Annotated in this window: 17 protein-coding genes; 8 read left to right on the forward strand and 9 right to left on the reverse strand. The window is 69.7% G+C overall.

From position 1 onward, the window contains the following. The first annotated feature begins 64 nt into the window (after positions 1 to 64). Positions 65 to 916 carry an NAD(P)H-binding protein gene (locus ON33_RS14640; protein ID WP_040859062.1) on the forward strand — a complete coding sequence of 284 codons (852 nt, stop codon included), beginning with the start codon at positions 65 to 67 and terminating at the stop codon, positions 914 to 916. Positions 917 to 941: 25 nt separating this feature from the next. Here ON33_RS14640 and ON33_RS14645 read toward each other — a convergent pair whose 3' ends face one another. The 6 genes from ON33_RS14645 to ON33_RS14670 form a co-directional block, all read right to left on the reverse strand. Further along, positions 942 to 1,385, reverse strand: coding sequence for an SRPBCC family protein (locus ON33_RS14645; protein WP_040859063.1), 444 nt, complete (start codon positions 1,383 to 1,385; stop codon positions 942 to 944). Next, positions 1,385 to 1,741, reverse strand: a complete 357-nt coding sequence (locus ON33_RS14650) for an ArsR/SmtB family transcription factor (RefSeq protein WP_040859064.1) — start codon at positions 1,739 to 1,741, stop codon at positions 1,385 to 1,387. The genes ON33_RS14645 and ON33_RS14650 overlap by 1 nt, the downstream gene beginning before the upstream one ends. Before the next feature lie 67 nt (positions 1,742 to 1,808). Then, entirely contained in the window at positions 1,809 to 1,991 is a 183-nt protein-coding gene (locus tag ON33_RS14655; RefSeq protein WP_040859066.1) for a hypothetical protein, read from the reverse strand. A gap of 57 nt (positions 1,992 to 2,048) precedes the next feature. Next, positions 2,049 to 4,820, reverse strand: coding sequence for a phosphoenolpyruvate carboxylase (gene ppc, locus ON33_RS14660; RefSeq protein ID WP_040859068.1), 2,772 nt, complete (start codon positions 4,818 to 4,820; stop codon positions 2,049 to 2,051). A 49-nt stretch (positions 4,821 to 4,869) separates the two neighbouring features. Beyond that, on the reverse strand, positions 4,870 to 7,521 hold the full coding sequence (locus ON33_RS14665) for a bifunctional acetate--CoA ligase family protein/GNAT family N-acetyltransferase (protein WP_373281031.1): 2,652 nt from the start codon (positions 7,519 to 7,521) through the stop codon (positions 4,870 to 4,872). Between the two features lie 46 nt (positions 7,522 to 7,567). Continuing rightward, positions 7,568 to 8,860 carry an acetoin utilization protein AcuC gene (locus ON33_RS14670; protein ID WP_051152137.1) on the reverse strand — a complete coding sequence of 431 codons (1,293 nt, stop codon included), beginning with the start codon at positions 8,858 to 8,860 and terminating at the stop codon, positions 7,568 to 7,570. Positions 8,861 to 9,079: 219 nt separating this feature from the next. Between ON33_RS14670 and ON33_RS14675 the strand changes: the two genes are divergently transcribed. Next, entirely contained in the window at positions 9,080 to 9,766 is a 687-nt protein-coding gene (locus ON33_RS14675; RefSeq protein WP_040859072.1) for an iron-dependent transcriptional repressor DtxR, read from the forward strand. Between the two features lie 3 nt (positions 9,767 to 9,769). After that, the gene (gene galE, locus ON33_RS14680) at positions 9,770 to 10,750 is read left to right on the forward strand and encodes a UDP-glucose 4-epimerase GalE (protein WP_040859073.1); all 981 of its coding nucleotides are present in this window, start codon (positions 9,770 to 9,772) and stop codon (positions 10,748 to 10,750) included. Between the two features lie 31 nt (positions 10,751 to 10,781). Here galE and ON33_RS14685 read toward each other — a convergent pair whose 3' ends face one another. Continuing rightward, positions 10,782 to 11,996, reverse strand: a complete 1,215-nt coding sequence (locus tag ON33_RS14685; RefSeq protein WP_051152139.1) for a DUF4192 domain-containing protein — start codon at positions 11,994 to 11,996, stop codon at positions 10,782 to 10,784. Positions 11,997 to 12,271: 275 nt separating this feature from the next. Next, positions 12,272 to 12,679: a VOC family protein gene (locus ON33_RS14690; RefSeq protein WP_040859075.1), complete on the reverse strand. Its 408-nt coding sequence runs from the start codon at positions 12,677 to 12,679 to the stop codon at positions 12,272 to 12,274. Between the two features lie 97 nt (positions 12,680 to 12,776). Between ON33_RS14690 and ON33_RS14695 the strand changes: the two genes are divergently transcribed. Together ON33_RS14695 and ON33_RS38235 are read left to right on the forward strand one after the other, a co-directional pair. Continuing rightward, positions 12,777 to 13,724, forward strand: coding sequence for a helix-turn-helix transcriptional regulator (locus ON33_RS14695; protein WP_040859076.1), 948 nt, complete (start codon positions 12,777 to 12,779; stop codon positions 13,722 to 13,724). 123 nt (positions 13,725 to 13,847) lie between these two features. After that, entirely contained in the window at positions 13,848 to 14,444 is a 597-nt protein-coding gene (locus tag ON33_RS38235) for a hypothetical protein (protein WP_051152142.1), read from the forward strand. Between the two features lie 73 nt (positions 14,445 to 14,517). Here ON33_RS38235 and ON33_RS14710 read toward each other — a convergent pair whose 3' ends face one another. Beyond that, on the reverse strand, positions 14,518 to 15,225 hold the full coding sequence (locus tag ON33_RS14710) for a sensor domain-containing protein (protein WP_245550527.1): 708 nt from the start codon (positions 15,223 to 15,225) through the stop codon (positions 14,518 to 14,520). 182 nt (positions 15,226 to 15,407) lie between these two features. Between ON33_RS14710 and ON33_RS14715 the strand changes: the two genes are divergently transcribed. The 3 genes from ON33_RS14715 to ON33_RS14725 all read left to right on the forward strand — a co-directional run bounded on the left by ON33_RS14715 (position 15,408) and on the right by ON33_RS14725 (position 20,224). Beyond that, positions 15,408 to 16,361, forward strand: a complete 954-nt coding sequence (locus tag ON33_RS14715) for a proteasome assembly chaperone family protein (protein WP_040859078.1) — start codon at positions 15,408 to 15,410, stop codon at positions 16,359 to 16,361. Positions 16,362 to 16,449: 88 nt separating this feature from the next. Continuing rightward, positions 16,450 to 18,918 carry a DEAD/DEAH box helicase gene (locus ON33_RS14720; RefSeq protein ID WP_373281032.1) on the forward strand — a complete coding sequence of 823 codons (2,469 nt, stop codon included), beginning with the start codon at positions 16,450 to 16,452 and terminating at the stop codon, positions 18,916 to 18,918. 205 nt (positions 18,919 to 19,123) lie between these two features. After that, positions 19,124 to 20,224 (forward strand): type III PLP-dependent enzyme, encoded by a 1,101-nt coding sequence (locus ON33_RS14725; protein ID WP_040859331.1) that lies wholly within the window; start codon positions 19,124 to 19,126, stop codon positions 20,222 to 20,224. Position 20,225 lies beyond the last annotated feature (1 nt).

The following is a 20,225-nucleotide window of genomic DNA, read 5'->3' on the forward strand; positions in this document are numbered from 1 at the left end:
GCGGGCCGGGGCTGTGCCGGTTTTTCCTATAGCGCGAGGGTGCCGGCTCGTCAGGCTGGTGCACATGATCGTTATCACCGGTGCCACGGGCACCATCGGGAGTGAAGTCGTCCGGTTGCTGGCCGAGCGTGGCGTGAAAGTCCGTGCGGTGACCCGGGACCCGGAGAGCGCGCGGGTACCCGCCGGGGTCGAGGTGGTGCGCGGCGACTACGCCGACACCGCGTCCATGGCCGCCGCGTTCGACGGCGCGGAGGCGGCGTTCCTCATCGGGCAGCTCGGCCCCGACTACGTCGAACTGGATCGCGCACTGGCCGGGACGGCCCGCGCGGCCGGGGTGCGGCGGCTGGTGAAGCTGTCCGCCATTGGGACCGGCGAGCCGGGTGTGGGCCGGGTCGGCACCTGGCACCTGCCCGGTGAGCACGCGGTACGCGACAGCGGGGTGGCGTGGACCATCCTGCGGCCCAGCAGTTTCGCCTCCAACACTCTGAGCTGGGCGGCCATGCTGGGCGCGGGGCAACCGGTGCCGAACATGACCGGGACGGCCGGGCAGGGCGTCGTCGATCCACGGGACGTCGCCGAGGTCGCGGTGGCGGCGCTGCTGTCGGACGAGCACTCCGGGCAGGTGTACACCCTCACCGGCCCCGAGGTGCTCAGCACCCGTGATCAGGCGGCGACCTTGGCCGCGGCGCTCGGCCGGGCGGTCGACGTCGCCGATGTGCCGGAGGAGCGGGCGCGCGAATTCATGCTCGGCGCGGGCATGTCCGAGGAGTTCGCCGACGGCGCTCTCGCCGGGCAGGCGTACGTCCGTGCCGGCGGCAACGAGATCGTCACCGACGAGGTCGAGCGGGTGCTCGGCCGGGCCCCGCGCACCTACGCCGACTGGGTGCGCGATCACGTGGCGGCCTTCATGGCCTGACGTCCGGGGGGCGGTGCCGGACCGGTTAGGCGTCCACGAGGACGGATTCGAGCCGGTCCAGCATGCCCTTCCAGCCGCCGCCCATGATGGTGCGCGCCCGCTGCATGACGGGGTCCTCCGGATCGAAACCGCGGTGGCTGAACAGGATTCGGGTGCCGTGCCCCTCCGGCCGCAGAGTCCAGCTGATCACCCAGCCGTTGTCCCGATCGGAGTTCGCGTCGTTCCAGCTGACGCTGAGCAGCTGCGGCGCGATGACCTCCAGCACGGTGCCGTGGATCTCGCCGGAGAAGTTCTGGCCGGGCATGGGCTGGGTCTTCATCTCGAAGACGTTGCCCACCACGGGTTCGAAGCCGATGGGCTGCATCATCCACTGCCCCATGAGTTCCGGTGTGGTGAGCGCGCGCCACACCTTCTCCGGCGGATGCGGGTAGTAGTGATCGAGTTCGATCGCGGTGACGTCGTCGGTCATCATCGGTCCTTCCGGTCGGGTTGGTCGGGCATGGCGTCGAGCACCGCGCCCAGGTCACGCAGCCGGGCCCGCCAGAACCGTTCGAACGGATCGAGCCAGGACTGCAGGTCGTGCAACGGTTCCGGCTCCACCCGGTAGAACCGCTGCCTGCCGCGCTTGTCCTCGGCCACCAGCCCGGCGTCCCGCAGCACTTTCAGATGCTCCGAGACGCTGGGCCGCGCCATATCGAACCGCTCGGCAATCACCTGCACCGACTGCTCCCCCTCGAGCAGCAGCTCGAGGATGTCGCGCCGGGTCGGATTGGCCAGCGCCCCGAACACCCGATCGGCGCTTCCGGATTTCACGCGGTACGGCATGACCCCACGATAGGTAGGAAAATGCCTACACGTCAACCGTAGGCAATTTCCTACGAGAAGGCCGGAGTCAGGCGCCGAAACTCCAGGTTCCGGCGCCATAGCAGTCGGCGGTGGCCGCAGTCGGCACGGGTGTGCCGGCGGTCGCGGCAGCGACCATGACGGTCTGCGACGCCAGCAGCTTCCCCTGGGTCAGGGTGATCGTGTGCGCACCCGCGGTGGCCGGGGTCCACGTGACATGGACAGCGACCATGAACCCTTATCTCCCTCGACCCCAGGTTTCTGGGACAGGCGACTTCGATCGGCTCGGTCAGCCGGAGTTGCGCAGGGCCGTCGCCAGGCCGTTCATGGTGAGCAGGATGCCGCGTTCGGCCAGTTCGGAGGTGTCGCCGGCGCGGCGGCGGCGCAGCAGCTCGACCTGGAGCTGATTGAGAGGCTCGAGGTACGGGAAGCGGTTGTGGATGGACTCGGCCAGGGCCGGGTTGTCGGCAAGGAGTTCGTCGGTGCCGGTGATGGCGGCATGCATGCGGGCGGTGCGGCCGAACTCGTCGCAGATCATGCCGAAGACGGTGTCGCGCAAGGCCGCATCGGGGACCAGATCGGCGTAGGCCGCGGCGATGTCCATGTCCGCCTTGGCCATGACCTGGGCCAGGTTGGAGAGCACCGTCTGGAAGAAGGGCCAGCGCCGGTAGAGGTCGGAGAGGGCGGCCAGGCGGGCCGGGTCGTCGCCGATCCACTGTTCGAAGGCGGTGCCGGTGCCGTACCAACCCGGGAGCATGACGCGGGACTGGCTCCAGGCCATGACCCACGGGATGGCGCGCAGGTCGTAGACGGAGTTGGTGGGTTTGCGAGAGGCGGGCCGGCTGCCCAGATTCAGGTCGGCGACCTCGGCGACGGGGGTGGAGGCACGGAAGTAGTCGACGAAACCGGGGGTCTCGTGGACCAGCTTCGAGTACGCCGCGCGCGCCAATTCGGCCAGCTCGTCCAGCATTTCGTAGGCGGGCTCGGCATCCGCGCCCAGGCCCTCGACGTCGAGCAGCGTGGATTCCAGGGTGCCCGCGACCAGTGCCTCCAGATTGCGGTAGGCGGTGCCCGGGTCGGCGTACTTGGTGGAGATGACCTCGCCCTGCTCGGTCAGGCGCAGCGCGCCGCGCACAGCGCCGGCGGGCTGGGCCAGGATGGCGTCATAGCTGCGCCCGCCACCACGGCCCACGGTGCCGCCGCGACCGTGGAAGAGCCGCAGGCGGATTCCGGTCTTGCGGGCCACCTCCACCAGGTTCAGCTCGGCGCGGTACAGCGCCCAGTTGGCGGCCAGATACCCGCCGTCCTTGTTGGAGTCGGAGTAGCCGAGCATGACCTCCTGCTGCATGCCGCGCGCGGCCACCAGCCGCTGATACGCGGGCACTTCCAGTGCGGCGCCGAGGATATCGGCGCCGTGGCGCAGGTCGTCGATGGTCTCGAACAGCGGCACCACCCCGACCGGGCTGGACGGCGGCGTGTCCGCGTCGCCCGGATCGAGGATCCCCGCCTCCTTCAGCAGCAGGGCCGCTTCGAGCATGTCACTGACCGAGGTGCACATGCTGATGATGTAGTTGGGCACGGTGTCCGGGCCGAGGTCGTCGAGCGCCGCCTTGGCGGCGCGCACCACGCCGAGCTCCTTGGCAGCGAGCTCGCTGAGCACCGCGTTCGGTCCGACCAGCGGCCGGCGCGTGGTCAATTCGGCCGACAGCAGCTCGACCCGCCGGTCCTCGTCGAGCGAGGCGTAGTCGGAATGCACTCCGGCCCAGGCGAACAGCTCGGCAACGACCTGCTCATGGGTTTCGGAATTCTGGCGCATGTCCAGGCCCTGGAGGTGAAAACCGAAGGTCTGCACCGCGGCCCGCACCCGGGCCAGCTGGTCATCGGCCAGCAGCCCGTCGCCGGAGGCACGCATGGACGCGTCGACCACGCCCAGATCGGCCAGCAGTTCCCCCGGCCCGGCATAGGGCTCGGCGCCGACATCGATTCCGCCGGCGGGGATCTCACCCAGCGCCCGGCAGGCGGTGGCGCTCAGCCGCGCGCGGATGCCGCGTACGGCGCGGCGGTACGGCTCGTCGGCGCGCTGCGGCGAATCGTCGAATCCGGCGTCGGCGAGAGCCTCGAGTTCCGGGGTCACCGGTACCAGTCGCGCCGACTGCGACAGCGTCTTCTCCAGCTCCAGTAGCGATTTCAGATACCGGTCGAAAGCGACCGCGCCCGCGCGGTGGGTAGCCCGGTGCACCACCTCGGCGGTGACGAAGGGATTGCCGTCCCGGTCGCCGCCGATCCACGAGCCGGGCCGCAGGATCGGGCGCGCCAGCAGTTCGTGCCCGGGCCACCGCGAGCGCAGCGCGGCCCGCACCTGCTCGTTGATGCGCGGGATGACATCGAACAGCGTCAGGTCGTAGTAGCGCAGCCCCACCTCGATCTCGTCCTGAATCCGCAAGCGCGCCAACCGGATCAGCGCCGCCCGCCACAGCTGCAGCACCTGCCGGCGGATGTCGACCTCGAGTTCGGCGAACTCCGGCTCGAACTTGTTGTAGCGCTGCCGCTGCCGCATGAGCTCGGTGATGTGGCCCTGCACATCGAAGATGGTGCGGCGGCGGGTCTCGGTGGGATGCGCGGTGATGACCGGCGACACCAGCGCGTCGGCGAGCAGATCGGCCACCGCGTCCCCGTCCGGGACCGCGGCGTCGAGCTTGCGGTAGGTGGCGGCCAGGCTGGAATCCTGCGGCGGCTCCCCCGCCGCCACGTGCACCGCGCGCCGCCGATCCCGCTGCAGATCCTCGGCCAGGTTGGCCAGCAGCAGGAAGTGACTGAAGGCGCGGATCACCGGGATGGCCGTGCGGATGTCGACATCGCGCAGCATGTCGGCCACCGCCCTGCGCTCCACCTCGGAGCGGCGAATCCGGAAGGCCTCCACCCGGACCCGCTCGATCAGGTCGAAGATCTCCGCGCCCTCGTGATCGCGAATGGTGTCACCGAGGATCCCGCCGAGGAACCGGATGTCGTCGCGCAGCGGTGCGGTCGCTGTCTCGATCTGGTTTGCCTGCACTACGTTCACCTCTCCGGAAGCCGTGCTCCCTGTGTCCCGAGCCGCTCGTGGCGACTGCTCAGCCCATCCGGCGCGGACCGATGTCGAACCTGTTGGGTTCCGGTCCGATCCGCACCCGCCCGTACAGCACGGCCGCGCCCTCCGGCGAGGCCAGTACCGGTTCGCACTGCAATTCCCGCACCTCCGGGAGGTCGTCGCAGAGCGCCGAGATCCGTTGCGCCAGTTCGGCCAGCGCGCCCTTGTCCACCGGCTTGCCGATATCGCGCCCGGCGACGGTGCCCGACAGCAGCGGGGCCGCACGGGGCGCGTCTATCAGTTCGGCCGACTCCGACTCGGTCAGCGGCAGCGCCCGGTAGACACGGTCGCCGAGCAGATCGATGATCGTTCCCGACAGACCGAAGCTGATGACCGAACCGAACGACGGGTCGTCCTGCACCCGGAAGGTGCAGCCCACGCCCTTGGTGGCCATGCGCTGAATGTGTACCGGATTGCCCGAGATCTCGCTCAGGTCGGTGAAGGCGCGCCGCACCGCGTCCGGACGCCACAGGTCCAGCCGCACCCCGGTGAGATCCGGCCGATTGCGCCACATTTCGCCGGTGGCCTTGGCCGCCACCGGGAATCCCAGTTCCTCGGCCGCCGCGACCGCGGCATCGGCGTCGAGCACCTCACGGAACTCCACCACGCGAATCCCGTAGCAGCCCAGCAGTTCCGCCGCCTGCAGGTCGGTGCACCAGTGCGCGGAGTCCTCGTCGATCCACTCCGCCACCAGTTCCCGCGCCCGCGCGGTGTCGACGCCCGACGGGCGGACCACCGGCGACAGCGGGCGGGTCCGCCAGTCGGCGTAGCGCCGCGCCCGGGCCAGGGCCCGCGCCGCCCGTTCCGGATCCCCGTACGAGGGAATGGAACCACGCTCGAGGATGCCGCCCAGCCCGCGGGTGGCGAGCAGGTTCGGCATGCCCTGATCGGCGACGAAAGTGGTGAGAACCGGTGTGGCCGGGTCGGATTGGGCGCCGGAGCGAATGGCCTCGGCGTAGGAGGCGACGGCCGCCGGCACCGGTGGCGAGTAGATGACGATGACCGCGTCCACGGCCGGGTCGGAGACCGCAGCGGCGACAGCGGTCAGATAGTCCGCCGGACCCGCCTGCGGCCCCAGGTCGATGGGCTCGCCGGCCTCGAGTCCCTCACCGCGCGCCGCGTCGACCGCCAGCCAGCTCAGCGCCGCGCTGTTGCCGATCACGGCCAGCCGCGGCCCGGCGGGCAGCGGCTGATAGGCCAGCAGCATGGCGCAGTCGAAAAGCTCTGTGATGGAATCGACCTGGATGATCCCGGCCTGCGAAAACAGATTGCGCACCAGCGACCGATCCAGATCGCGGTCGGTGTCCACCCGCGACACGTTGCGGCCACTGTTCACGGCCACGATGGGTTTGGTGTGCGCGACCCGGCGCGCGATGCGGGAGAACTTGCGCGGATTGCCGAAGGTCTCCAGATACAGCAGCACCACATCGGTGTCCGGGTCGCTGTCCCAGTACTGGAGCAGGTCATTGCCGGAGACGTCGGCGCGGTTACCGGCGGAGACGAAGGTGGACAGTCCCAGCTGCCGCGCCGCCGCCTCGCCGAGGATCGCCGCGCCCAATGGTCCGGACTGGCAGAAGAATCCGATACGCCCGCGTCCGGGCAGCACCGGCGCGAGGGTGGCGTTGAGGGCGATCTCCGGATCGGTATTGGCGATTCCGAGCGCGCTCGGCCCCACCACCCGCATGCCGTGCGCCCGCGCGGCGTCGACCAGCTCCCGCTCGGCCTGATAGCCGCGCGGGCCGGATTCGGAGAACCCGGCGGTCAGTACCACCAGACCCTTGACGCCCTTGGCCATACAGTCGTCGAGCACGGACCCGATCTCGGTGGCGGGCACCGCGATCACCGCCAGATCGACCTCGTCGGGAATGTCGCGCACCGTCGGGTACGCCCGCACCCCGCGCACCGCGGTGCGATTGCGGTTCACCGGGAACACCGGTCCCTGGTAGGCGCCCGAGAGCAGGTTGGCCAGCACCGCGCCGCCCACCCGGCTGGTCGAGGGCGTCGCCCCGATCACCGCGATGGACTTGGGCGACAACAGGTTCCCGACACTGCGCGCCTCCGACGCCCGCTCCCGGGAATCCCGTACCGACAACAGCGCCTCGGTGGGGTCGATGGCGAACTCCAGGTGCAGCACCGATCCGTCGCGACTGCGCTGCACCTGATATCCGGCGTCGCGGAACACCTGCACCATGGCGTTGTTCTCGGCGAGCACCTCGGCGACGAAGGTCTCGATATCGTTCTCGGCCGCCGCGCCCGCCAGATGCTCGAGCAGAATCGAACCCAGCCCGCGCCCCTGATGCCCGTCGGCGACCACGAACGCCACCTCGGCGGCCCGGGGACCCGACCGATCGGCCAGATACTCGTAGCGGCCGACCGCGATGATCTCGTCGCCGAGCTCGGTCACCAGCCCGACCCGATCCCGGTAGTCCACGTGCGTGGTCCGGTACAGATCCTTCGGCGTCATGCGCGGGTACGGACCGAAGTAGCGCAGATACCGGGTGCGGTCGGACAACCCCTCGTGGAAACGCTCCAGCGCCTCCGCGTCGTCGGGGGTGATCGGCCGCAGTCCCACCACGCCGCCGTCGGAGGCCAGCACGTCCGCGAACCAATGCTCCGGCGGCGGAGGCGGATTCACGGGCGTGCCGGGGGTGTCCGGCGGCAGCAGCGGAACGGGAGCGGGGTCAGTCACGGGGATCCTCCGGATCCAGGCCGAGCAGGCCGAAACTCGCCCGGCGCGTAGCCAATACGGATGTGTCGAGGGCGCGGCGGGCGCGGTCGGCGCGCTCGTCACCGGTGTCACGGCCGCCTCCGGGGCCGTCCCAGTGCGCGAAGCCGATATCCGCGCCGTCGCCCATGCTCTCGGGCACGGCGACCATGGGCGCGTAGGCGCCCACCTGCTCACGCCACTGCGGCGGCGTGGGCGTGGCGGGGTCGATGGTGCGGTCCAAAGCCGTTGCCAGCAGGTGGGTCCAGGCCCGCGGCACCACCCGGATCAGCCCGTACCCGCCGCCGCCCACGGCCAGCCAGCGACCCTCGGCATACCGATCCGCGAGATCGCGCATGGCGATGAAGGCCGCGCGCTGACCGTCCACGGTGAGTTCCAGATCCGCCAGCGGATCCTCGCGATGGGTGTCGACCCCGCACTGGCTGATCACGATCTGCGGCCGGAAGGCCGCCAGTGCGCCCGGCACCACGGCATGGAAACCGCGCAGCCACAACGAGTCCCGGGTACCGGGCATGATCGGCAGATTGATGGCGGTGCCCTCGGCGGGGCCGATGCCCGTCTCCTCCGGCCATCCGGTGTTGGGCCACAACGTCGCCGGGTGCTGGTGCACCGAAATGGTCAGCACGCGCGGGTCACCGTAGAACACCCGCTGCACACCGTCACCGTGGTGCACATCCACATCGACATAGGCGATGCGGTCGAAGCCGTTGTCCAGCAACCACGAAATCGCCACCGCTACATCGTTGTACACACAGAACCCCGCTGCCGAGGCCGGCATGGCGTGATGCATACCACCACCGATGCTCACCGCCCGCCGGGTGCGCCCCGCCGCGATCGCCTGTGCCGCGGCGAGAGTACCGCCCACGATCACCGAGGCCGCCTCGTGCATGTGCGGAAAGACGGGGTTGTCGGCCGAGCCGAGTCCGTAGGGCGGGGCGGTCGGGGCGGGGCCGGGAGGTTGCCGAGCGTGCTTGACGGCCTCGATGTAGTCGTGGGTGTGCACCCGCAGCAGTTCCGATTCAGCGGCCGCCCCGGGTGTGAGTTGCTCCACTCCGTCGAGCAGTCCGAGCCCCTCGGCGAGCGCCATGGTGAACTGCAGCCGCACCGGCCGCATGGGATGCTCCGGGGTCCAGGTGTACTCGAGGAAGCGATCGGACCAGACGACGGTTCCCCCGGCGGAAGCTGTTCCGTCACCGGAAGCTGTTCCATCGCCAATGGGGGTTCCGTCACCACGATCTCGGCCAGGCATACCTGCCACGCTAATGCGTCGCGCGGGTTCGTAGGCTTTGGACACCGCAATGCTGTCGTACCGGGATGGCAGGGTGTCGCCGACGCTGTCTGTGATCGGGAAACCCGCAAGGAACACGCTGCCCGTCCTGGGTGTTGACAGTGCGTTCCCGAAATAAGCTGTCGCCCGGTGCAGCCGCCGTGCATGGGTAGAATTCGTGCCGACGAAGGGGTTTAACAGGTGAAGGATCTGGTCGACACCACGGAGATGTACCTCCGTACCATCTACGACCTCGAGGAGGAGGGTGTCACGCCGCTGCGCGCGCGCATCGCCGAGCGTCTCGAGCAGAGTGGCCCGACGGTGAGCCAGACGGTCGCACGGATGGAGCGAGACGGTCTGCTGACCGTCGCCGGTGATCGCCACCTCGAACTGACCGAGAAGGGCCGCGCCATGGCGGTCGCCGTGATGCGCAAGCACCGGCTCGCTGAGCGGTTGCTGGTCGACATCATCGGCCTGGAGTGGGAGAACGTCCACGCCGAGGCGTGCCGCTGGGAGCACGTGATGAGCGAGGAGGTCGAGCGCCGCCTCGTCGAGGTGCTCAACCACCCCACCACCTCCCCCTACGGCAATCCCATTCCCGGCCTGGACGAACTGGGCCTGCAGGGCAATGCCTCGGCCGACGAGAAGCTGGTCCGGCTCAGCGACCTGCCGATCGGCCCGGCGCAGGCCGTGGTGGTGCGCCGGCTCTCCGAGCACATCCAGACCGATCCGGAGACCATCAATCAGCTCCGGGAGGCGGGCGTGGTGCCCGATGCCCGCGTGACCGTGGAGACCAAGCCGGGTGCGGTGATCATCTCGGTGCCCGGTCATCAGGGATTCGAACTGTCCGATGAGATGGCGCACGCCGTCCAAGTGAAGTTGGTCTGATACGTGAAGCTTCTGGTTACCGGAGGCGCCGGCTACGTCGGTGGCGTCTGCGCGCAGGTTCTGCTCGAGGACGGTCACGAGGTCGTGGTCGTCGATGATCTGTCCACCGGCAATGCCGATGGCGTCCCGGCCGGGGCGAAGTTCGTCGAGGGTGATGTCGCCGCCGTGGGCGCCGAGCTCATCGCGGCCGAATCCTTCGACGGCGTGCTGCATTTCGCAGCCCAGTCGCTGGTCGGCGAATCGGTGGTGGCGCCGGAGAAGTACTGGCACGGCAACGTGGTGAAGACCCTCGCGCTGCTGGAGGCCATGCGCGACGCGGGCACCCCGCGGCTGGTGTTCTCCTCCACCGCGGCCGTGTACGGCGAGCCGGAGCAGGTGCCGATCGTCGAGGACGCTCCCAAGCAGCCGACCAACCCGTACGGCGCCTCGAAACTGTCCATCGACTACGCCATCACCTCCTACGCGGCGGCGCACGGCCTGGCCGCGACCAGCCTGCGGTACTTCAACGTGGCCGGCGCGTACGCCGGGCTCGGCGAGAACCGTGTGGTGGAAACCCATCTCATCCCCCTGGTGTTGCAGACCGCGCTGGGTCATCGCGAGTCGATCTCGGTGTTCGGCACCGACTACCCGACGGCGGACGGCACCGCGGTGCGCGACTACATCCACATTCGTGATCTGGCGCAGGCACATCTGCGGGCACTGGCGCAGTCGCAGCCAGGTGTGCACCGCATCTTCAATCTGGGCAGCGGCACCGGTTTCTCGGTGCGCGAGGTCATTTCGGCGTGCGCGCGGGTGACCGGCCTGCCGATCAACGCGGTGGACGCGCCGCGGCGGGCCGGTGACCCGGCCGTGCTGATCGCCTCCAGCGCCAAGGCCATCGCCGAGCTCGGCTGGACGCCCGAGCACACCGACCTCGACGAGATCGTCTCCGACGCCTGGGATTTCCTGCGCTCCCTGGGCGACCGCGCGCACAGCGCGCGCTGACTCCGCTCTCCCCTGCGCTGAGTCCCAATCGTCATCGCGGCTCCGGCCCGAGGTGGATGCCGAGTTCGGCGGCCGCCTCCCGGCCGGAGTCCGCGAGACGGCCCAACCGGTCCGGTCGCAGACCCGTCTGTAAGCCCAGGTCCAGCAGCATCGCCATGCGGTGCTTCGGATCTGCGGCCAGGGCGGCGTCCAGCGCCACACCCGCGAGCGGTCCGTCCCCGCGCGCGTATGCGCAATAACCCAGCAACGCGGCCGCTTCGGCACGATCCGGATCCGGCAGCGACCGAGCCAGTTGCAGCCACAGCGCCTCCGCGCCGTCGGCGTGCGGGCCCGGGGCGAGCCCGAACATGATGTCGCGCAGCGCCGAATCCCGCAGGGCCACCGCCACCGCCGCCACTTCGGCCGGCGTGAGCCGCACGCCCGTCTCGACCCGTTCCAGATAGCGCAGTACCCGGCACACCTCGAGCCGCAGCCCGACGCGCGGATCACCGTGCCGCACAACCCGGGCCAGTCGCTGGGCCGCGGCGGCGACCGCCACCTCCATGGCGGCAGCGGTGGCGTCGCGCGCCACCGGGTCGACGGCGAGGATGTCGGTCAGCTCCCGCCTGGACCCGCGCAGCGGCCGGCCCTCCAGGACATGGCGCAGCGTCACCATCGAGACCGCCGGATCGGGTTGCCGTCCGCGCGACCACGGCCCGGACAGCGTCCACCACGGCAGTTCCGCGCCGATGGCCTGGACCGCCCAGGCCCCGGCCAGCGGCACCGCGTCGGCGTCCAGCCGATGTTCCAGCGCCGCAACGAGATCGTGGTGCTTGCGCGCCCGCACGCCGGGGTGGTTGCGGGTCGGCACCGTGGCCCGGTCGTCGACGACGAGGGCCAGCGCCGCGACGGCCCGGTGCCGGACGCAGATGCCCGCCACCCGCTCGACCAGCATGCCCATCGCGCTGCGCCCCGGATTGTCGAGATCCACCCGCGTCACCACCTCGACCGCCGCCAGGTCGGGCGACGCCGGATCCGCGCGCAGCACGGTCACCACCAGCGACCGCGCCGGCATGAACCCGAGCATCGCGGGAACCGCGGCGATCAGATCGCCGGGCGCCCGCAGCCGTGGCCCAGGCTCCCCCGGAACCTCGAACGGTGGATCGGCGGCGGGGCCGGAACGCCCGGGCGGGACGGGTTTGGGCGGGGCGGGTTCGACAGCCGGGGCGGGCTCGACGGGTGGCGTGGGTTCGCTGGATGCGTTCATGCCGTCGAGGGTGCGCCGCGGCCCGGACTGTCCCCGGCGGCCGACCTCGGGTTTCGCTGTGGCTGTGGATGTTTCGGCGCGCCGTGGACTGTTCGGCGCGTCCCGGACGTCGCCGGCCTCCGGCTGTCGGTGCCCGGTGCTACTGTGCACCGGGCCCAGACTTGAAATGGATTCGTTTCATTTTTGCCGGACGAGCATGGTCACGCTGTTACAGTCCGCCTCGGCACACGTCGCGCACCGTGCCGGAAGGAGTATCGCGCCATGCAGACCGGGATTCACCGCGGCCGGGACTCACCCAGGACCTCCAGGTAGTGCGGATTGGACATGATGCCGAGGATATTGCCGAACGGGTCCACCACCGAGGCCGTCACGAACCCGGTCCCCTCACCGCGTTCGATGATCGGCTCGTAGACGGTGGCACCCATGCCGAGCAGCCGCTCGAAGGTGGCCGCCACATCGTCGACATGCCAGTTCACGATCTGACCGCCCGGGACATCCGGGTGAGAGGGCGCGAACTTCCGGTTGATGATCCCGAGCTCGGCCTGGTAGTCGCCGATACGGAACTCGTAGTACCCGCCCGGCACGGTGAAATACGGTGCGACACCGAGCAGTTCGCTGTACCAGTCCTTGGCCGCCTCCAGATCGTCGGCGAAGTAGTTGACGGTGGCCATTCCACGCAGCATGGTCGTTCTCCTCGGTCGGGGGTGTTTCTCGGTCTGACACCATCATCGCGCGCAAAGTGCTCACCGAATGAGCACATTTCCGGGCAGAATTCCGGATATGCGCGCGGATCGATTGGTGGCAACCCTGCTCCTCATGCAGACCCGGGGCCGGGTGACCGCGGCGGAGGTCGCCGCCGAGCTCGAAGTGTCGGTGGCCACCGCGCGGCGCGACCTGGAGGCGCTGTCCACGGCCGGGATTCCGGTCTATCCGCAGCCCGGGCGCGGCGGCGGCTGGGCGCTGGTGGGCGGCGCCCGCACGGATCTCAGCGGCCTCACCGCCCCCGAGGCCCAGGCGCTGTTCCTGCTGCTGGGCCCGGTCGCGACGGCCACCCCCGCCACCAAGTCGGCCCTGCGGAAACTGTTGCGCGCCTTGCCACAACCCTTCCGCACCGAGGCCGAGGCGGCGGCGGGGGCGATCGTGGTGGACCCGGCCCGCTGGGGCGAATCCGACGAGCGCCCGCCCGCCCTGGTGGACGAGCTGCAGCGAGCCGTGGTGCGCCGCCGCCGGATCCGGTTCGCCTACGACCGGGCCGGGCGGCGGACCGAACGGGTGGTCGATCCGTGGGGCCTGGTGGACAAGGACGGCGGCTGGTACCTGGTGGCCGGGACCGAGCACGGGCAGCGGACCTTCCGCGTGGACCGCATCGCGACCCTCGCGATCACCGACGAGATCGCCCACCGGCCCGAGGATTTCGATCTGTCGACGGCCTGGTCGGAGGTGGTCGAGGAGGTCGAACGGCAGCGTTCGGCGCTCTCGGCGACCGTGCTGGTCCCGGCGCCGCTCGCGCCGGTGCTGCACAAACAGCAAGGACGGCACTGCGTCCTGGACGGTCCGGTCGGCGACGGCCGGATCCGCGCCCGGGTCACCGCGCCGACGCCGCTGATGATCGCCCAGCAGCTGGCGGGCTGGGGCGCGGCCCTCGAGGTGGTCGAGCCGGAATCGGTGCGCGCCGAACTTGCCCGGCTGGGCGCCGAGCTGGTGCAGCGCTACCACACCGGCGGGTAACGCTGCCCGGTCATGCGAAAACCGAATCATGTTGCAGCAGTGGGGATTTCGCTCATTTTAGCGGTCCACCACTGTTACAGTCCGCCCGGCGCGACCCCTTCAACGCGCCGAAAGGATTCACCCATGAGTAATCAGCTCTCCCCCGACCCGAAACGGTCCGCCGTGCGAGATCTGCGGCGCCCCGCCGCGGGTGCGTGCGCGGTCGCGGCGCTGGCCGTCGTGGCCGGGTCCGTGCTGGCCGCCCCGGCCGGTGCGCAGATCGCCAACATCAGCGTCGCCGGGCTGACCAGCGACAAGCCGTGCGATGTCGCGGACGGCTGCAGCATCCAGGCCTCGCTGAGCGGTGCCGACCAGCTCAGCCCGGTCGACTTCCTGGTGAACGGCACGGTCATCGGCACCCTCACCCCGACCTCGTACGGCGCCGGCGCGGCCGCGAACATGCCCTGGCACCCGGCCAATGACGGCACCTACACCATCGGCGTCCGGCAGGGTCTGGCCAACTCGACCATCGTCTACGTGGTGGGCAGGGGCGGCACCTGCCCACCGATCTCGTCGCTGGTCCCGGGTTCGTCGAGCAGCGGCTCCGCGGGCAGCGGCTCGGCCAGCGGCTCCGGCGACAGCGGTTCCGCGGGCAGCGGCTCGGCCACCGGTTCGGGCGGAAGCGGTTCGGCGGGTAGCGGTTCCGCGTCGGGGTCGGCCACCCCGCTACCGATCTGCTGATCGGGCCGGGGAGCCGAGAACGGGCAGGGGTCGGCTCCCTCCCCCGGGTCGCAGCGCCGCCGCTCCCCGGGGCTCAGCCTTTGCGGACCTTGCGCAACGCGGTGGTGAACAGCGCGTCGAGGGCCTCGCTGTCGGAGGTGGACCCGGAGGTCATGTACGTCACCGCGATTCGCACATCGCCGATCTGACCCACCAGCGTCTGCATGGTCCGGGTGAGGCCGGTCGCCCTGTTGTCGGAGCCGACCGTGCGCCGCAATGCGAGTGAGTCGTCGGCATTGACCGGCGGCGGCGGGTCCAGCTGGGTGGTCACCACCGAGGTGAGTCCGGAGTGCCCGACGTGCACGGTCCCGCAGCGCTGCAACTGATCTCGCAGTGCCGACAGCGGCTGATCGGAGCGGGTCAGCGCGACGGTGAGGGTCGCGCGGGTGGCGTCGTCGGTGCCGACCGCCACGGCCGGGCCCGCGGTCGGCGTGACCGGTGCGCAGGTGGCCGGATCCACTTGTGCCCCCGGCAGGTAACCCTCGAGGTCGTTGGCGGCCTGGCTCGCGGCGTCTGCGGGCAGCACGAGCGCGGTGTATCTCGACGGGAATTGCGAGGGATCCGGCAGCAGTCCGGTGAGACCGTTGTCGGGGGCGGTCGCCGTGACCGGCGTGCGGGCGGCGATGGGATGACCGGAAACCGAGGTCGCGCACGCGGCGAGCAACCCGCTCAGCGCCACTATTCCCGCGGCGCCCGCGGTCCTGAGGCGGCTGCGTGCGGGTGTTCGGAAAGGCGCGGTCACTCGATTCACTATGCCGAAAATCGGCTGTTCACACCGAATGCCACGCCGCGCGGCACACTCCCGGGAATGCGCGTCCGGGCCCGGCGTGTTGCATAGCGAGTGCGGGTGGTGCACGCCTGTCATGCGCATGAGGGACAATGTGGGTTGGTCGCGCAAGTGGGCCACGCAGGAAGGAGTACGCGATGGACTACGAGTCGCGAATGTACGAGCTGGAGTTCCCGGCTCCGCAGATGTCGTCCGCCGACGGCTCGGGTCCGGTGCTGGTGCACGGTCTCGAGGGTTTCACCGATGCCGGGCACGCGGTACGCCTCGCCACCACGCATCTGAAGGAAAGCCTCGAGCACGAACTGGTCGCCTCGTTCGACATGGACGAACTGCTCGACTACCGCTCACGGCGGCCGCTCATGACCTTCAAGACCGACCACTTCTCCGACTACACCGAGCCGGAACTGAGCCTGTGGGCGCTCAAGGACACGGCGGGCACGCCGTTCCTGCTTCTCGCCGGGCTGGAACCGGATCTGCGGTGGGAGCGGTTCGTCACCGCGGTACGCCTGCTCGCCGAGCAGCTGGGCGTGCGCCGGACCATCGGTCTGAGCGCGATTCCCATGGCGATTCCGCACACCCGTCCGCTCGGCGTCACCGCGCACGCCTCCGATTCCGATCTGATCGGCGATCACCAGCGCTGGCCGGGTGAGCTGCAGGTGCCGGGCAGCGCGTCCTCGCTGCTGGAGTTCCGGATGGCCCAGCACGGGCACGAGTCGGTCGGGTTCTCGGTGCACGTCCCGCACTACCTGACCCAGACCGCCTACCCGGAGGCCGCGCAGACGCTGCTGGAGAACGTGGCCGAGAACGCGGGCCTCGAACTACCGCTGGCCGCGCTCACCGATGCCGCCGCGCGGGTCCGCGAACAGGTCAACGAGCAGATCGCCGGCAACTCCGAGGTCGAGACCGTGGTGTCGGCGCTGGAACGCCAGTACGACAGCTTCGTGACCGCCCAGGAACGCCAGTCCAGCCTGCTGGCCAGCGAGAACGACCTGCCGACGGGTGACGAGCTGGGAGCGGAGTTCGAACGCTTCCTGGCCGAGCAGGCCGGGTACGCCGACGGCGACGGACCGGAGAACCCGCCGCTGCGGTAGTGGTCGCTACCGGTGTTCGCGGCGGCGACCGGTAACGTTGGGCGGCGTGCAGCTGTCCGAACTGGTTCCCGACCGTGCCGTATCCGACGTGGACCCGGACTGGTTGTACGAAACCTTCGCCGACTGGGCGAGTTCGGCCGGCCTGAATCTGTATCCAGCGCAGGAAGAAGCGCTGCTGGAACTGGTCACCGGGTCGAACGTCATCCTGAACACCCCGACCGGGTCCGGTAAGTCGCTCGTCGCGCTGGGCGCGCACTTCGCCGCGCTCAACAAGGGTCAGCGCAGCTACTACACCGCACCGATCAAGGCCCTGGTGAGCGAGAAGTTCTTCGCGCTGTGCGAGATCTTCGGGGCCGACCGCGTGGGCATGGTGACCGGCGACGCGGCGGTGAACCCGGAGGCTCCCATCATCTGCGCCACCGCGGAGATCGTGGCGAATCTGGCGCTGCGCGAGGGCGCGGCCGCCGACATCGGCCAGGTCATCATGGACGAGTTCCACTACTACGCCGACCCCGATCGCGGCTGGGCCTGGCAGGTACCGCTGATCGAGCTGCCCGGGGCGCAGTTCCTGCTCATGTCGGCCACGCTCGGCGAGGTCGACTTCTTCGCCCAGGACCTGACCCGGCGCACCGGCCGCGAGACCGCAGTGGTCTCCGGCTCGGAACGGCCGGTGCCGCTGAGCTTCTCGTACGTCCGCACGCCCATCACCGAGACGCTCGAGGACCTGGTGACCACCAGCCTCGCGCCGGTCTACGTCGTGCACTTCACCCAGGCCGCGGCCATGGAGCGAGCGCAGGCGCTGATGAGCGTCAATATGTCCTCCAAGGCCGAGAAGGAGGCCATCGCCGCGGCCATCGGCGAGTTCCGCTTCGCCACCGGATTCGGCAAGACCCTGTCGCGGTTCATCCGCCACGGCATCGGCGTGCACCACGCGGGCATGCTGCCCAAGTACCGGCGGCTGGTCGAGAAGCTCGCTCAGGACGGACTGCTGAAAGTGGTGTGCGGCACGGACACCCTGGGTGTCGGCATCAATGTGCCGATCCGCACGGTTTTGCTGACCGGGCTCACCAAGTTCGACGGCGTGCGCACCCGCCGGCTCAATGCCCGCGAGTTCCATCAGATCTCGGGCCGGGCCGGGCGCGCGGGCTACGACACCATGGGCACCGTCGTGGTGCAGGCGCCCGAGCACGAGGTGGAGAACGCGCGGCTGATCGCCAAGGCCGGCGACGATCCCAAGAAGCTGAAGAAGGTCCAGAAGCGCAAGCCGCCCGAGGGTTTCGTGTCCTGGTCGGAGGAGACCTTCGACCGGCTGGTCGCGGCCTCGCCCGAACCGATGGTGTCGCGCTTCCATGTCACCAACGCCATGCTGCTGAATGTCATTGCGCGCAAGGGCAATTGCTTCTACGCCATGCGGCACCTGCTCGAAGAGAACCATGAGCCGCGGGCCGCGCAGCGCAAGCACATCCTCAAGGCGATCCGGCTGTACCGGGCGCTGCGGGACGCGGGCGTCGTGCAGCAGCTCGACGAACCCGACAAGTACGGGCGTCATGCCCGGCTCATGGTCGACCTGCAGCGCGATTTCGCGCTCGACCAGCCGCTGTCGCCATTCGCGCTGGCGGCGCTGGAACTCCTGGACAAGGAGTCGCCGACCTACACCCTCGACGTCATCTCACTCATCGAGTCCACGCTCGAGGATCCGCGTCAGCTGCTGATGGCCCAGCAGCACAGGGCGCGCGGCGCGGCCGTCGCGGAGATGAAGGCCGACGGCATCGAATACGAGGAGCGCATGGAACTCCTCGAAGAGGTCACCTGGCCCAAGCCGCTGGCGGCCGAGCTCATCGAGCCCGCGTTCGAGACCTACAAGGCCGGGCACCCATGGGTGTCGGAGTTCGAGCCCTCGCCCAAGTCCGTGGTGCGCGAGATGGTCGAGCGGTCCATGACCTTCGCCGAGCTCGTGTCCGGCTACGAGCTGGCCCGCTCCGAGGGCGTGGTGCTGCGCTACCTGGCCGACGCCTACCGCGCCCTGCGGCGGACCGTGCCCGAGCAGGCGCGCACCGAGGAACTGGACGACATCACCGAGTGGCTCGGCGAGCTCATTCGCCAGGTCGACTCCAGCCTGCTCGACGAATGGGAGCAGCTGACCAATCCGGGCGCGGAGTCCGACGAGCAGCAGCTGGCGTTCGGCGCCGAGACCGTGCGGCCCATCTCCGCCAACGAGCGCGCCTTCCGGGTGCTGGTGCGCAATGCCATGTTCCGCCGGGTCGACCTGGCCGCGCTGCGCCGCTGGGAGGCGCTCGCCGAGATGGGCGACGAGCTGGACTGGGAGGCCGAGCTGGGCCCCTATTTCGACGAGTACGAGACCCTGGGCACCGGCCCGAACGCCCGTGGACCCCAGCTGTTCCGGGTCGAACAGCGGCCGGGATTCTGGGACGTCCGCCAGGTGCTGGACGACCCCAACGGCGACCACGGCTGGTCCATCGACGCCATCGTGGATCTGGCCGAGTCCGATGCCGCGGGCGAAGTGGTGTTCGACGAGGTTTCGGTCACCGCGGGCTGAGTCGGCCGGGCCCACGGCGGTGCGGGGTCCCACGCTCGTCGGGCCGCACGCGGGCAGGTGAACGAATCCCGGCGCCGGAGTGACGTAATCGATCGTCTACCGGTTCGTTTTCCGAGGCCCAACGCGTGTATCGTCTCGCAGGTTGCCTGAGTCCCTGCCGTAGCGGCCGACAGAAAAGAGTTCCCTTAGATTGCCCGGTCGAAACCTGCCCGAGTCACCCTGTCTGGTCATCGACCTCGACAAGGTCCGCGCGAATTACCGCGCACTGCACGCCGCCCTTCCCGCGGCACGAATTCGCTTCGCCGTCAAGGCGAGTCCCGTGCCGGAGATCATCCGGCTGCTGAACGGCGAGGGCGCGGAGTTCGATGTCGCCAGCGTCGGAGAGATAGACCTCTGCCTCGCACAGGGCGTCGACCCGGCCGTCATGTGCTACGGCAACCCGATCAAGAAGGCGTCCCAGATCGCCACCGCCTACGCGGCGGGTGTGCGGCGCTACGCCTTCGACACCGAGGACGACCTGGAACGCATCGCCGAGCATGCGCCGGGTTCCGAGGTCGAATGCCGGTTCCTGTCGTCGGCGCCGCAGTCGCAGACGCCCTTCGGGACCAAGTTCGGCTGCGCACCCGGTGAGGCCAAGCGGCTGCTGGTGCGCGCGCACGACCTCGGCCTGACCGTGGTCGGCCCCTACTTCCACGTCGGCTCGCAGCAGCTGGACCCGAAGGCGTGGGGCATCGGCATCGAGCAGGCGGGTGCCATCGCGGAAGCGTTGGCGATCAAGGACATTCCAGTCACGGCGGTGAATATCGGTGGGGGACTTCCGATTTCGTACGCCGATCCGGCTCCCGGACTCGCGGAGCTGGGCGCGGCCATCGCCGAGGCGGCGGACCGCTATCTCCCGGAGCACACCGAACTCGTCGTGGAACCCGGTCGCGCCCTGGTGGGCAACACCGGTGTGATTCACGCCGAAGTGGTGAATGTTCGCACGGCGCCGGACGGGCGGCGCTGGGTATACCTCGACATCGGCCGCTACAACGGCATGGCCGAGACCGAGAACGAGTACATCGCCTACCGATTCCAAACCGATCGGGACACGGATCCGAAGGACGAGGCCGTGGTTGCCGGTCCTACGTGTGACGGCGACGATGTACTCTATCAACGCACGCGTGTCCTCCTTCCGACCACGTTGCGAGCCGGTGATCCCGTTCGGATCCTCGAGACCGGCGCCTATACGGCGAGCTATTCGTCGGTGTCCTTCAACGGTTTTCCGCCTTTGACAGTCCATGTCACTGGCGCTGAGCGAGAGTGAG

The organism is Nocardia niigatensis NBRC 100131, from assembly GCF_000308655.1.
GTDB lineage: Bacteria > Actinomycetota > Actinomycetes > Mycobacteriales > Mycobacteriaceae > Nocardia > Nocardia niigatensis.